This window comes from Microbacterium sp. 69-7, assembly GCF_001897985.1.
Taxonomy (GTDB): Bacteria; Actinomycetota; Actinomycetes; order Actinomycetales; family Microbacteriaceae; genus Microbacterium; species Microbacterium laevaniformans.
Genome location: NZ_MKRU01000045.1, coordinates 1 through 12,750, shown reverse-complemented (window position 1 = coordinate 12,750; position 12,750 = coordinate 1). Strand labels below are relative to the sequence as shown.

Sequence of the window (12,750 nt, the reverse complement as noted above, 5' to 3'; positions counted from 1 at the left end):
CTCGGGGGCGTCGGGAAGGATACGTCCGTCCTGGCCGAGTATCGTCCGGTTGGGCAGATCGAGCTCACGCCACCAGATGATGTCGGTGACATCTCCGAACGTACACACCATGGCGATGCCCGAACCCTTGTCCTGCTGGGCGAGCGGGTGCGCGAGGACGGGCACCTCCACGTCGAAGATCGGCGTGCGAACCGTCTGGCCGAAGTACGGCTGGTACCGCTCGTCGCCGGGATTGGCGACCAGCGCCACGCAGGCCGCGAGCAGTTCGGGGCGGGTCGTCTCGATGTGGATGTCTCCCGAGCCGTCGCTCTTGTGGAAGGCGAGACGGTGATACGACGCCTGCTGTTCGCGATCCTCGAGCTCGGCCTGGGCGATCGCGGAGCGGAAGTCGATGTCCCACAGCGTCGGCGCGAGCGCCTGATACGCCTCACCGCGCTCGAGGTTGCGCAGGAACGCGAGCTGGCTCGTGCGGATGGTGTCGTCCGAGATCGTGCGGTACGTCTGCGTCCAGTCGACCGAAAGTCCGAGCTGACGGAAGACAGCCTCGAACGCCTTCTCGTCTTCGAGCGTCAGCTCCTCGCACAACTCGATGAAGTTGCGGCGGCTGATGGGCACCTGATCGGCGGGCTTCAAGCTCTTCGCGTCGCCGCGGAACGGGGGAGTGAAGGAGGGGTCGTACGACAATGACGTGTCGCAGCGCACTCCGTAGAAGTTCTGCACGCGACGCTCGGTGGGCAACCCGTTGTCATCCCATCCCATGGGGTAGAACACCGTCTTGCCACGCATCCGCTCGAAGCGCACCTTCACGTCGGTGTGGGTGTAGCTGAAGACGTGGCCGATGTGGAGCGATCCCGACGCGGTCGGCGGCGGCGTGTCGACGGAGAAGACGCCGGCGCGACCCTTGGCCTTCGCTGCGTCGCGGTCGAAGAGGTAGGTGCCCGCCGCGCTCCACGCGGCATCCCACTTCTGCTCGAGGCCCTCCAGGGCGGGCTTGTCGGGAATCTGCGCGTCGGACATGGATCTCCTCGAACGATATGTGCGGCACTGTGTGAGCGTGCCTGAGTGTGGAATGTGCGCCCCAGTCTACCGGGCGCGCGCCGGTAGGTTCCGACGAAATGGCGGATGCCGAGGAACGCCCGACCCGATCCGATCTCGACATCTCCTCGCGAACCAATCGGCCGCGCATCGGCGTGGCGCTCCCACGCACTGCGGTCGACGGCGAAGGCGAGGTGTGGCATGTCGACGCCGCGGTGGTGGGTGGTGAAGGTGCGGCGCACCGTCATGCCGAGTCGGATCGCGACGTTCATCGAGGCCACGTTCGTCGAGCGGATCTTCGCGTACAGCTCGTCGATCCCCAGCGTCGAAAACGCCCAGTCACGACACCCGGCGGCGGCCTCGACGGCGTACCCGTGACCCCAGTGAGCGCGCTGGAACAGGTAGCCGACCTCGACGATCTCGTCGTCATCGATCTGCTGCCGCGTGATGCCGCACTGCCCGATCATCCTGCCCGTCCCGCTGTGCACCACCGCCCACAGCCCGAAACCGTCGTCCCGGTACCGCTGCTGCGTGCGACGCAGCCACGCCGACGATTCCGCATCGCTGAACGCGCCGTTGTACGCCGTCATCGCCTCCGGGTCGTGGAGGATCGCGCGCAGGTCCGGCAGATCCTCGTCGGTCATCTCTCGCAGCCGCAGCCGGGCCGTCGCGATGTTCACGCGACGATCCGGATGCCGAGAGCCTGCGCGAACGCGGGGGCGTGAAGCTCAGCCTGTCGGGGCTGGAGCCAGGCACCGGTGAGCGCACGAACATCGGTGAATGCGAGCGCTTCGAGCCCGCGCAGATCCACATCGTCGCCTCGCATTCCACGCGTGTCGACCTCGTCGACGCGGCATCCCTCGAAGGCGACCCGCGCGAGTCGCGCCTCAGGCAGATCGATCGAGCCGAAGCTGCAGTCGACGAAGAGCACGTCGGTGAGCTCGGCGGACGGCAGCGAGAGGTAGTCGATGTGCGCCCCTCGCACCACGACGCTGTCCCAGCGCACCCGCAGCCCGTCGAGCGTCGCGATACGCCCGCCGGTCAGCTCGACATTGCGCCAGCTTCCGTCACGGGCGACCAGCGCCATCGCGCGGAGCTGGTCGACCGCGACGTCGACGAACGTGGCGCCCGTGGCGTCGACGTGACCGGCGGCCGGTCCGGATGCCGCAGCCACCCGAGACTCGACGAGACGGCAGTGCGCGGCATCCACCTCGCCGCCCAGGCCGTCGACGAGAACGCCGAGCAGGTCGGCCCGGCTGCGCAGCGCGCTGACCGCGTCGAGGTCGGTGGGAACGTCGGGGGCGCTGATTCGCGGAGGCCGGGGGCCGAGAGAACCGGAGGAGCGGGCAGCCATCCCTCGAGCCTACGCGCCCGGTATGATGGTCTGATCAGCACCGATCCGGCCATCACCGGGGAGCTCGCGGAAGAACGCCCAGGGAACCCCCGGGGTCACTAGAACCGCGCGGGGCAGGCCCGTCACAGCCGTCGCATGAGTGGCCGACGATGGGTGTCGGCAAGCGGGGTGGTACCGCGGTCGCACGATCGTCCTCGCAGGAAGACTGCACGAATCCGATGCACGAGCACCTGCTGGAGTGACATGAGCTACCCCCGTCCCTCGACGAACCCCGCCGCCGGCGTCACGAGCCCCTTCGGGCCCGCCGCCGACGTGTCTCCGAGCCCGCGCTTTCCCGCGATCGAGCGCGACGTGCTCGACTTCTGGGCGCGCGACGACACCTTCCGCGCGTCGATCGCGCAGCGCGACGGCGCCGAGGAGTGGGTCTTCTACGACGGCCCGCCGTTCGCCAACGGACTGCCGCACTACGGACACCTGCTGACCGGATACGCGAAGGACCTCTTCCCGCGCTTCCAGACGATGCGGGGCAAGAAAGTCGACCGCGTCTTCGGCTGGGACACGCACGGCCTTCCCGCTGAGCTCGAGGCCATGAAGCAGCTCGGCATCACCGAGAAGAGCGAGATCGAGCAGATGGGGATCGCTTCCTTCAACGCGAAGGCCCGCGAGTCGGTGCTCGAGTACACGCAGCAATGGGAGGACTACGTCACCCGCCAGGCGCGCTGGGTCGACTTCGAACGCGGCTACAAGACGCTCGACACGGGCTACATGGAGTCGGTGCTCTGGGCGTTCAAGGAGCTCTGGGACAAGGGCCTCGCCTACGAGGGGCACCGCGTGCTGCCCTACTGCTGGCGGGATGAGACTCCTTTGTCGAACCACGAGCTGCGCATGGACGACGACGTCTACAAGATGCGGCAGGACCCCTCGGTCACCGTCACGTTCCCGCTCGTCGGCGTGAAGGCGGAGAGCCTGGGGCTCACCGGTGTCCGTGCCCTGGCGTGGACGACCACGCCCTGGACGCTGCCGACCAACCTCGCTCTGGCCGTCGGCCCCGACATCGAGTACGTCGTCGTGCCGGGCGGGCCGAACGGAGCGGCGGATGTCCCGGCATCCGGCGACGACGAGGGCGCGGCGGCACATCGCTACCTGCTCGCTTCCGATCTGCTCGGCGGTTATGCGAAGGATCTCGGATACGAGAACGCGGCCGAGGCGGCCGAAGCCGTGGAACGGACCATTCTCGGCAGCGAGCTCGCGGACGTGCATTACGACCGGCTCTTCGACTATTACGCGGATGCCGAGGTGTGGGGCACCGAGAGCGCCTGGCGCATCCTCGTCGACGACTACGTCAGCACGACCGACGGCACCGGCATCGTGCACCAGGCACCGGCGTTCGGTGAGGACGACCAGCGGATCACCGAGGCGGCCGGCATCCCGCTCATCATGAGCCTCGACGACGGCGGACGCTTCCTCCCGCAGGTCGGCGATGTCGCGGGCGAGCTGTGGATGGACGCCAACCGTCCGCTCATCCGTCTGCTGCGCGCCGAGGGTCGCCTGCTGCGCGAAGCCTCCTACGAGCACTCCTACCCGCACTGCTGGCGCTGCCGCAACCCTCTGATCTACAAGGCCGTCTCCAGCTGGTTCGTGCGCGTCACGGCGATCAAGGACCGTCTGATCGAACTGAACGAACAGATCACCTGGGCGCCGGAGAACGTCAAGCACGGCCAGTTCGGCAAGTGGCTCGAAGGCGCCCGCGACTGGTCCATCAGCCGCAACCGCTTCTGGGGCTCGCCGATCCCGGTCTGGCGCAGTGACAACCCGGAGTACCCGCGCGTGGACGTGTACGGGTCGCTCGCCGACCTGGAGCGCGACTTCGGCCGGCTCCCGCGCAATGCCGCCGGCGACATCGATCTGCACCGTCCCTTCATCGACGAGCTGACGCGCCCGAACCCGGACGATCCGACGGGTGCGAGCACCATGCGACGCATCGAGGACGTCTTCGACGTCTGGTTCGACTCGGGGTCGATGCCGTATGCCCAGGTGCACTACCCGTTCGAGAACCGGGAGTGGTTCGACGAGCACGCGCCGGCCGACTTCATCGTGGAGTACATCGGCCAGACGCGCGGCTGGTTCTACGTCATGCACGTCCTGTCCGGTGCCCTGTTCGACCGGCCAGCCTTCACGGGTGTCGCCTGCCACGGAATCGTGCTCGGAAGCGACGGGCAGAAGATGAGCAAGTCGCTGCGCAACTATCCGGATGTCAGCGAGGTGTTCGACCGCGACGGCTCCGACGCCATGCGGTGGTTCCTCATGGCGTCCTCGGTGCTGCGCGGCGGCAACCTCATCGTCACCGAGGAGGGGATCCGCGCCGGAGTGCGCGAGTTCCTGCTGCCGCTGTGGAACACGTGGTACTTCTTCGCGACGTACGCGAACGCCGCCGCCCCCGGGGGCTACCAGGCGACGTGGCGCACCGACTCGACGAACGTTCTGGACCGCTACATCCTCGCGCTGACCGGCGACCTCGTGCGCGGCGTCGCCGCCGACCTGGAGCAGCTGGATTCGACGACGGCCGCGGCGAAGCTCCGCGACTTCGCCGAGGCGCTGACCAACTGGTACGTCCGCCGATCGCGCGACCGCTTCTGGGTGGGGGTGACTGACGACCCGGCATCCACCGACGCGTTCGACACGCTCTACACGGTGCTCGAGACGTTGACGCGCGTCGCCGCGCCGTTGATCCCGCTGATCTCCGAGCGCGTGTGGCAGGGCCTGACCGGTGGTCGCAGCGTGCACCTGGAGGACTGGCCGGACGCCGACGCGTTCCCGACGGCATCCGACATCCGCACCGCGATGGACGCCGTCCGTGAGGTCTCGAGCGTCGCGAACGCCCTCCGCAAGAAGGAGGGCAAACGCGTGCGCCTGCCCCTGCCGCGGCTCACGGTCGTGGTGCCGGACGCCGAGGCGCTCGCACAGTTCGAGGACATTCTGCGCGACGAGCTCAACGTGAAGGCCGTGGAGCTCGTCGAGCTCGAGGCGAGCACGGCGGTCGACTACGGCATCACGCACCGCCTGTCGGTCAACGCCCGCGCCGCCGGTCCCCGCCTGGGCAAGCAGGTGCAGCAGGTGATCGCCGCCGCCCGCGCAGGGGAGTGGACGGACGCCGACGGCTCTGTCGTCGTCGGCGGGATCGCCCTGGAGCCGGGGGAGTACGACCTCGTGCTCGAGACCGCCGGACGCCCCGACGGCGAGGCGCTCGCGGTGCTGACGGGTGCGGGAGACCGCCAGGGCGGCTTCGTGCTGCTCGACACCACCACGACGCCCGAGCTCGAAGCCGAGGGTCTCGCGCGCGACATCATCCGCGCCGTGCAGGATACCCGCAAGGCCGCCGGCTTCGACGTGAGCGACCGCATCCGCCTGCAGCTGCTGTTCTCCGCATCGGAGGATGCCGCGGCCGTCGCGGCCGCCTTCGCCACCGCGGACGTCGCGGGCGAGACACTCGCCCTCGACTACGCGGTCGTCTCACCCGAGGGCACCGCGCTCGTCGGAGAGGGATCGGTGTTGGCTGCCGCCGAGACGATCGACGCCGATCACACGGCGGTGGTCGCCGCCGGCACGTACGCCAACACCGGCGACGTCACCGTTGCCGTGACCCGGATCGGAGCGTCCTCGTGAACGACCGCCAGCGCGCCGACGCCGTCTACCGCGCCCTGTTGACCCGCCAGGGCGAGCAATGGGTGCAGCCCCGCGTCGAACGCACCCGCCGCGTGCTGGAACTGCTCGACGATCCGCAGCGGACCTACCGCGTCGTGCATGTGACCGGGACGAACGGGAAGACCTCGACCAGCCGCATCATCGAATCGATCGTGCGCGCCCACGGGTTGCGCACGGGGCTGTTCACGAGTCCTCACCTCGAACGCTTCACCGAGCGGATCATGATCGACGGGGAGCCGATCGAGGACGCACTCATCGCCGATGCCTGGGACGAGATCGCCCCGATCGTCGACCTCGTCGATGCCGAGCTCGCGGCATCCGGGGACGCCGCTCTCACCTTCTTCGAGCTGCTCACGGTGCTCGCCTTCGTGGCCTTCGCCGACGCCCCGGTGGACGTAGCGGTCATCGAGGTCGGGATGGGCGGAAGCTGGGACTCGACGAACACGGCCGACGGCGACGTCGCGGTGATCGCACCGATCGATCTCGACCACGCCGACAAGCTCGGACACACGATCGCCGAGATCGCCGCCGTCAAAGCGGGGATCATCAAGACCGACGCCGCCGCGGTGTCGGCACAGCAGGATCCCTCGGCCCTGGACGTCCTCACCACAGCCGCGGCCGCGCGAGGCGCGTCCCTCGCGGTCGAGGGGACCGCCTTCGGCCTCACGAGCCAGACGCTCGCCGTCGGCGGACAGCAGCTCAGCGTGCGGGGCCTCGCGGCGACATACGACGATCTCTACCTGCCGCTGTACGGCGCACACCAGGGGCACAACGCGGCCCTGGCCATCGCGGCCGTCGAGTCGCTCATCGGCGCCGGCCGACAGCCGATCGCGCCCGATGTGCTCACCGACGGACTCGCACAGGTGACCTCGCCCGGCCGTCTCCAGCTGATCGGTGTCGCGCCCACCGTGCTCATCGACAGCGCGCACAACCCGCACGGCGCACGCGCCCTGGTGGCCGCGCTGGGCGACTCGTTCGACTTCGACGAATGGGGCATCGTGCTCGGCGCGTTCGCCGACAAGGACATCGCGGGGATCGTCGCCACTGTCGCGCCGGCGGCGACCCAGGTGTTCGTGACGGCGCCGGACTCCGAGCGGGCGGCCGACCCCGATGCGCTGGCCGACCTGGTCGAAGCTGCGGGAGTTCCCGTCACCGTGCACCGCGACCTCGCCGACGCGGCCGAAGCCGCGCGCGAATGGGCGGCGGGCTCGAACCGACGCGCCGTCGTCATCGCGGGCAGCGTCGTGCTGGCGGGCGAGGCCCTGCAACTTGCTGCCGACGGTGACTGGAAGGCGGGGTGGAGCGCGTGAGCGGGCGCGTGCGACGCGCGCGCGGCGCGGAAGAGTCGCTCGCGCAGGTCGTGCTCGGATTCGAGTCGATCATCGTCTTCCTCGGCGGCCTGGCGATCTATGGCCTGAACGCCCTTCCCGACGGCATCCCCTCATGGTGGGGGATCGTCGGCGGCTCCGTCCTCGCGGCACTCATGGTCATCACCACCGGCCTGACCCGCTCACGTGTGGGCATCCTGCTCGGCTGGCTCTGGCAGGTCGTCGTCGTGCTCGGCGGACTGCTCGTGCCCGCACTCGTCCTCGTGGGAGTGATTTTCGGGGGCATGTACGCGTATGCGACCATCAAGGGCAGAGCGCTCGACCGCCGCAACGCGGTCCGCGCAGGCGCTTCCCCGCACGTCACGAACGGAGACTGAAATGCCCACCGAAGAGACCCTCGTCCTCGTCAAGCCTGACGGCGTGGCGCGCGGCCTGACCGGAGCGATCCTCGCGCGCATCGAGGCCAAGGGTTACGCCCTGGTCGACATCAAGCTGGTCGAGCCCGACCGTGACGTCCTCGAGCAGCACTACGCCGAGCACGCGGGCAAGCCCTTCTACGAGCCGCTTCTCGAGTTCATGCTCTCCGGGCCGTCGGTCGCGATCCGTCTCGCCGGCAACCGCGTCATCGAGGGCTTCCGTTCACTCGCCGGCACGACCGATCCCACGACCGCGGCACCCGGCACGATCCGGGGAGACTTCGGCCGAGACTGGGGACTGAAGGTTCAGCAGAACCTCGTCCACGGCAGCGACAGCCCCGAGTCGGCCGCACGTGAACTGGCGATCTGGTTCTGATCCCACCCTGCGCGATCCGGTGCCCTTCCGTCCCTGAGACGGGAGGGCACCGGCCGTTCGAGCGCCGGGCGCCGGCGACGCGGAATCTCAGAAGATGACGTCGAGCAGCTGCGGGACGGCGTCCAGCCGCAGCTGCGCGAGCAGGAGCACCACCGCATACGACACGAACGCCATGAGCGGGACCCACGCGGCCAGAGAGTCGCCGACGGCACGCACACGCGGGTGGGAGGAGATCACGCCCGAGCGCAGCAGCTGGACCGCCACGGCGTAGAACGTCGGGATCGTGACGAGCCACGTGACCATGCACCAGGGGCACAGCGTTCCGAGGAAGAAGATGCTCTGGGTGATCAGCCAGATCACGAATCCGAAGGCGAACGTGACGCCCGCGAAGAACGTGAGCCAGAACCAGCGGGCGAAACGGGCGCCGGCGAGAACAGCCATCCCCACCACGATCGGCGCCATCCATCCGGTGAGGCCCAGGATGGGGTTGGGGAAGCCGAAGACGCTGCCCTGAGCGGAGTCGAGGTTCGCACTGCACTGCACGACGACACTGAAGTCGCATGACGCCGGTGCGGTCGATCCGGTGGCCTTGTCGAATTTCTCCAACGTCAGGGCGAACGCCGCGATCCACCCGATGACTCCCGCGATCACCAGCCAGATGGCGAGGATCTTCGGGCGGGTGTCGATGGTCTGCGCGGACATGCTGGCGATTATCGCATCCACACGGACGGTCGCTGCTGGGAGACCGAGTGAGCGTCAGAGCACGGTCCGAGCGTCGCTCTGCTCAATCTTCGTCGGATGATGCGATAATGGTGGCCGATGCATCGCGGCCGCGCCGCACCACGCATCACCGAAGACTTCGGGCGATGAACGCCCTTGGCAGCACGAGTCCCGCCGACGAGCGGGTGAGGCTGCAGACCGAGTGAGTATGCGGTTCCCCACTATCGGGTGACGCCGCCAGAGTTCACCCGACGGCACGCGGAGCCGGCGGCGAGGAGTAAGCCAGAGATGGCCGATGAGAACAACGATCAGTCCACAATCCCTGCCGACGAGGTCCTGACCCCGTCGCTTCCCTCCATCGAGGAGGCTGGTGCGCCCACGGACGCCGGCACGCACGACGCCGCCGCCGGCACGCACGACGACGCCGCCGCCGAGGACGCGCCCATCATTGACGGCGCGCCGGTCGCGGAGGAGCACAGCGGCGAGGCGGAGGCCGCGGATGCTGAGAGCACCGAGGCCGCCGGCAGCGAGTCCGACGCCGCCGAGCCCGAAGCCACCGAGCCCGAAGCGACGGAACCCGAAGCGACGGAACCCGAAGCGACGGAGCCCGTCACGGCTGTGAGCCTCGGGCTCCTGCCCGCCGAGTTCGTCTCCGCCGTCTCGACGAAGCTGGTCTTCTACGCCCCGCAGATCGTGCCGCTTCCCGCGCGTCCCGGCATCCGTGTCGATCAGGGAGACGACCGGGACGAGGGGCCCTCCGAGTCCGGCACGAGCGCGCGCCGGCGCAACCGTCGACGTGGCGGCGGATCGTCGGCCAACGATGATGACACCCCGCGAGAGCAGAGCCAGCCTCGCCGGCGCGCCGTGGAGTTGATCACCGAGCCGCAGCGGATCAAGGGATCGACGCGCCTCGAGGCCAAGAAGCAGCGTCGCCGCGACGGCCGCGAGGCCGGACGCCGCCGCACCGTCGTCACGGAGGCCGAGTTCCTCGCCCGGCGCGAGGCCGTCGACCGCGACATGATCGTGCGCTCGAAGAACGGTCGCATCCAGATCGCGGTTCTCGAAGACAACGTGCTGGTCGAGCATTACGTCGCTCGCAGCCAGGAGTCCTCGCTCATCGGCAACGTGTACCTCGGCCGCGTGCAGAACGTCCTGCCGAGCATGGAGGCTGCCTTCGTCGACATCGGCCGGGGCCGCAACGCCGTGCTCTACTCCGGAGAGGTCGACTGGGATGCCGTGGAGACGGGCAACCAGCCGCGGCGCATCGAGCTGGCGCTCAAGAGCGGCGACCGCGTTCTCGTCCAGGTCACGAAGGACCCCGTCGGCCACAAGGGCGCGCGCCTGACGAGTCAGATCTCACTGCCGGGCCGTTACCTCGTGTACGTGCCGGGCGGCGCCATGAACGGCATCTCGCGAAAGCTCCCCGACACCGAGCGCGCGCGCCTCAAGCGCATCCTCAAGGAGGTGCTGCCGGAATCCAGCGGCGTCATCGTGCGCACGGCCGCAGAGGGCGCCACGGAAGAGCAGCTGACGCGCGATGTGCAGCGGCTCACCGCACAGTGGGAGCACATCTCGTCTCAGGTCGAGAAGATCGGCGCCCCTGCGCTCCTTCACTCCGAGCCCGACCTGCTCGTGAAGATCGTCCGCGATGTCTTCAACGAAGACTTCTCCAAGATGCTCATCCAGGGCGAGGACGCTTACCAGACGATCACGGCCTATCTGGCCGGCGTCGCGCCGGACCTTCTCGAGCGCGTGGAGAAGTACGAAGACGACCAGGACCCGTTCGACCGCTTCCGCGTGACAGAGCAGATCGAGAAGGCGCTGGACCGGAAGGTCTGGCTGCCGTCGGGCGGCTCGCTCGTCATCGATCGCACGGAGGCCATGACGGTGGTCGACGTCAACACCGGCAAGTTCGTCGGCTCCGGCGGCAACCTGGAGGAGACGGTCACCAAGAACAACCTCGAGGCCGCCGAGGAGATCGTCCGCCAGCTCCGCCTGCGCGACATCGGCGGCATCATCGTCGTCGACTTCATCGACATGGTGCTCGAGTCCAACCGCGATCTCGTGCTGCGACGCCTCGTCGAGTGCCTCAGCCGCGATCGCACCAAGCATCAGGTCGCCGAGGTGACCTCGCTCGGCCTCGTGCAGATGACCCGCAAGAAGCTGGGACTGGGACTGCTCGAGACCTTCAGCGAGGCCTGCGAGGTCTGCGCCGGTCGCGGCGTGATCGTGCATCACGACCCGGTCGTCAAGCACCGTGGCGCGCAGGCGCCCGCGTCGACCGGCGGCCGTCGGTCGCGACAGAGCTCCTCGCCCGCCGCCGCCGGCGGCAACGGCTCCGTGAGCGGCGGCACGCACGTGATCACCGAGAGTGCGAAGTCCGCGCTCGCGCAGATCGCCGCATCCACCATCCACACCGCAGCCGAGGATGCACCGGAGGCCTCCGAGGTCGCCGAGGTGACGCTGCCCGACGTCCAGCCGGAGGTCGCGCCCGAGCGCGCCAAGCGTCCCCGTAAGAAGCGCGAGCCGGCTTCTCGCTCCTCGGCCAACGAGCGGAGCGAGAAGGAGATCCTCCTCGACTCGGTGCTGAGCGCTCTTCCGGAGCCGAAGGCTCCTGGCCAGGGTCGGGGACGCCGACGCGTCACCACCGCCGCGCTGACCGGCACCCCGGTGGCGGCGACGCCGACGGCCGAGCCCGCCGCCGAGTGATGCTCGCGCGTGGCGGGGGAGCGGTCAGCCCTCGCGACGCTCGCGTGCCGTGATCCGCAGGCCCGAGGCGATCAGACGCTTGACGAGTTCGTGGCCGCTGACGTGCTCGGCACCGGCGGCGACGAGGCGCGTCAGCTCATCCTCGGGAACGTCGTAGTGATCGCGATCGAATCCGCGCCGCGGGATGCCGTTCGCGGCCGCGAAGGCGTGCAGTTCATCGAGGTCGCTGTCGCTGACCAGGTGCGCCCACAACCTCCCGTGGGCGGGCCAGCGCGGGTCGTCGATGAGGATCGCCATCCTCGCAGTCTAGGTCGACGCGCGACACGCCTTGCGTCGCTTTTGCCGATGGCCCCGGCATCCGGTAAAGTAGACCCTTGGTGCGTCGAGTTTCGCCTCCGCACTGGATATTTGGGTACACCCTCAGGGGACGTACTCGTCCCATGAAGACAGCCGGGGCCGTTGGCTCCGCAGAAGAAAAACAGGTGTGAAGTGGTTTACGCAGTTGTGCGCGCCGGTGGCCGTCAGGAGAAGGTGGAGGTCGGCACGATCGTCGTCCTCGACCGTCAGCAGGCCAAGATCGGCGACAAGCTCGAGCTGCCCGCGGTGCTGCTCGTCGATGGTGACGCCGTGACGACCGACGCCGACAAGCTCGCGAAGGTGACCGTGACCGCCGAGGTCCTCGGCGAGGAGCGCGGCCCGAAGATCGTGATCCAGAAGTTCAAGAACAAGACCGGCTACAAGAAGCGTCAGGGGCACCGCCAGGACCTCACGCGCGTCAAGGTCACCGGGATCAAGTAGGCCAGGGAGAGACGCAGAGATGGCACATAAGAAGGGCGCAAGCTCTACTCGTAACGGTCGCGATTCCAACGCCCAGCGACTGGGCGTGAAGCGGTTCGGCGGCCAGGTCGTGAACGCGGGCGAGATCATCGTCCGTCAGCGCGGCACGCACTTCCACCCGGGCGCCAACGTCGGCCGCGGTGGCGACGACACCCTGTTCGCGCTGGCCGCGGGCTCGGTGGAGTTCGGCAGCAAGGGCGGTCGCAAGGTCGTCAACATCGTCGCAACCGCGGAGTAGTCCGGGGCGCGCACACAGATCTCGGCGAGGGGCGG

Annotated in this window: 11 protein-coding genes and 1 pseudogene; 7 read left to right on the top strand and 5 right to left on the bottom strand. The window is 68.8% G+C overall.

Going from position 1 to position 12,750, the window contains the following annotated elements:
- From BGN98_RS04285 to BGN98_RS04275, 3 genes and pseudogenes are all read right to left on the bottom strand, one after another.
- Positions 1 to 1,017: class I tRNA ligase family protein (locus BGN98_RS04285; RefSeq protein WP_288119787.1), on the bottom strand; the 1,017-nt coding region annotated here is incomplete at its 3' end.
- Positions 1,018 to 1,319: 302 nt separating this feature from the next.
- A pseudogene (locus BGN98_RS04280) lies at positions 1,320 to 1,679 on the bottom strand (GNAT family N-acetyltransferase); the annotation flags it as partial.
- Between the two features lie 32 nt (positions 1,680 to 1,711).
- Entirely contained in the window at positions 1,712 to 2,389 is a 678-nt protein-coding gene (locus BGN98_RS04275; protein ID WP_061683220.1) for a hypothetical protein, read from the bottom strand.
- A 243-nt stretch (positions 2,390 to 2,632) separates the two neighbouring features.
- Between BGN98_RS04275 and ileS the strand changes: the two genes are divergently transcribed.
- From ileS to ndk, 4 genes are read left to right on the top strand one after another with little or no spacing between them, the layout of a single operon-like run.
- A complete protein-coding gene (ileS, locus tag BGN98_RS04270) occupies positions 2,633 to 6,052 on the top strand; it encodes an isoleucine--tRNA ligase (RefSeq protein ID WP_288119785.1) in 3,420 nt (1,139 codons plus the stop codon).
- A complete protein-coding gene (locus BGN98_RS04265) occupies positions 6,049 to 7,401 on the top strand; it encodes a bifunctional folylpolyglutamate synthase/dihydrofolate synthase (protein WP_204947211.1) in 1,353 nt (450 codons plus the stop codon). The genes ileS and BGN98_RS04265 overlap by 4 nt, the downstream gene beginning before the upstream one ends.
- The gene (locus BGN98_RS04260) at positions 7,389 to 7,796 is read left to right on the top strand and encodes a DUF4233 domain-containing protein (protein ID WP_204947210.1); all 408 of its coding nucleotides are present in this window, start codon (positions 7,389 to 7,391) and stop codon (positions 7,794 to 7,796) included. Before BGN98_RS04265 ends, BGN98_RS04260 begins: the two co-directional genes overlap by 13 nt.
- Position 7,797: 1 nt before the next feature.
- Entirely contained in the window at positions 7,798 to 8,211 is a 414-nt protein-coding gene (ndk, locus tag BGN98_RS04255; protein WP_005053482.1) for a nucleoside-diphosphate kinase, read from the top strand.
- Between the two features lie 87 nt (positions 8,212 to 8,298).
- Here the strand turns inward: ndk and BGN98_RS04250 are convergent, their stop codons facing one another.
- Positions 8,299 to 8,913, bottom strand: a complete 615-nt coding sequence (locus tag BGN98_RS04250; RefSeq protein WP_204947208.1) for a vitamin K epoxide reductase family protein — start codon at positions 8,911 to 8,913, stop codon at positions 8,299 to 8,301.
- Positions 8,914 to 9,219: 306 nt separating this feature from the next.
- Here BGN98_RS04250 and BGN98_RS04245 point away from each other — a divergent pair, with 306 nt between their 5' ends.
- Positions 9,220 to 11,640: an Rne/Rng family ribonuclease gene (locus tag BGN98_RS04245; protein ID WP_061683215.1), complete on the top strand. Its 2,421-nt coding sequence runs from the start codon at positions 9,220 to 9,222 to the stop codon at positions 11,638 to 11,640.
- Between the two features lie 24 nt (positions 11,641 to 11,664).
- On the opposite strand, the gene BGN98_RS04240 is transcribed toward BGN98_RS04245, so the two are convergent.
- A complete protein-coding gene (locus BGN98_RS04240; RefSeq protein ID WP_061683214.1) occupies positions 11,665 to 11,937 on the bottom strand; it encodes a DUF4031 domain-containing protein in 273 nt (90 codons plus the stop codon).
- Between the two features lie 192 nt (positions 11,938 to 12,129).
- Here BGN98_RS04240 and rplU point away from each other — a divergent pair, with 192 nt between their 5' ends.
- Entirely contained in the window at positions 12,130 to 12,438 is a 309-nt protein-coding gene (gene rplU, locus BGN98_RS04235) for a 50S ribosomal protein L21 (RefSeq protein WP_288119778.1), read from the top strand.
- A gap of 19 nt (positions 12,439 to 12,457) precedes the next feature.
- Positions 12,458 to 12,715, top strand: coding sequence for a 50S ribosomal protein L27 (gene rpmA, locus BGN98_RS04230; RefSeq protein ID WP_288119777.1), 258 nt, complete (start codon positions 12,458 to 12,460; stop codon positions 12,713 to 12,715).
- The last annotated feature ends 35 nt before the right edge of the window (positions 12,716 to 12,750 follow it).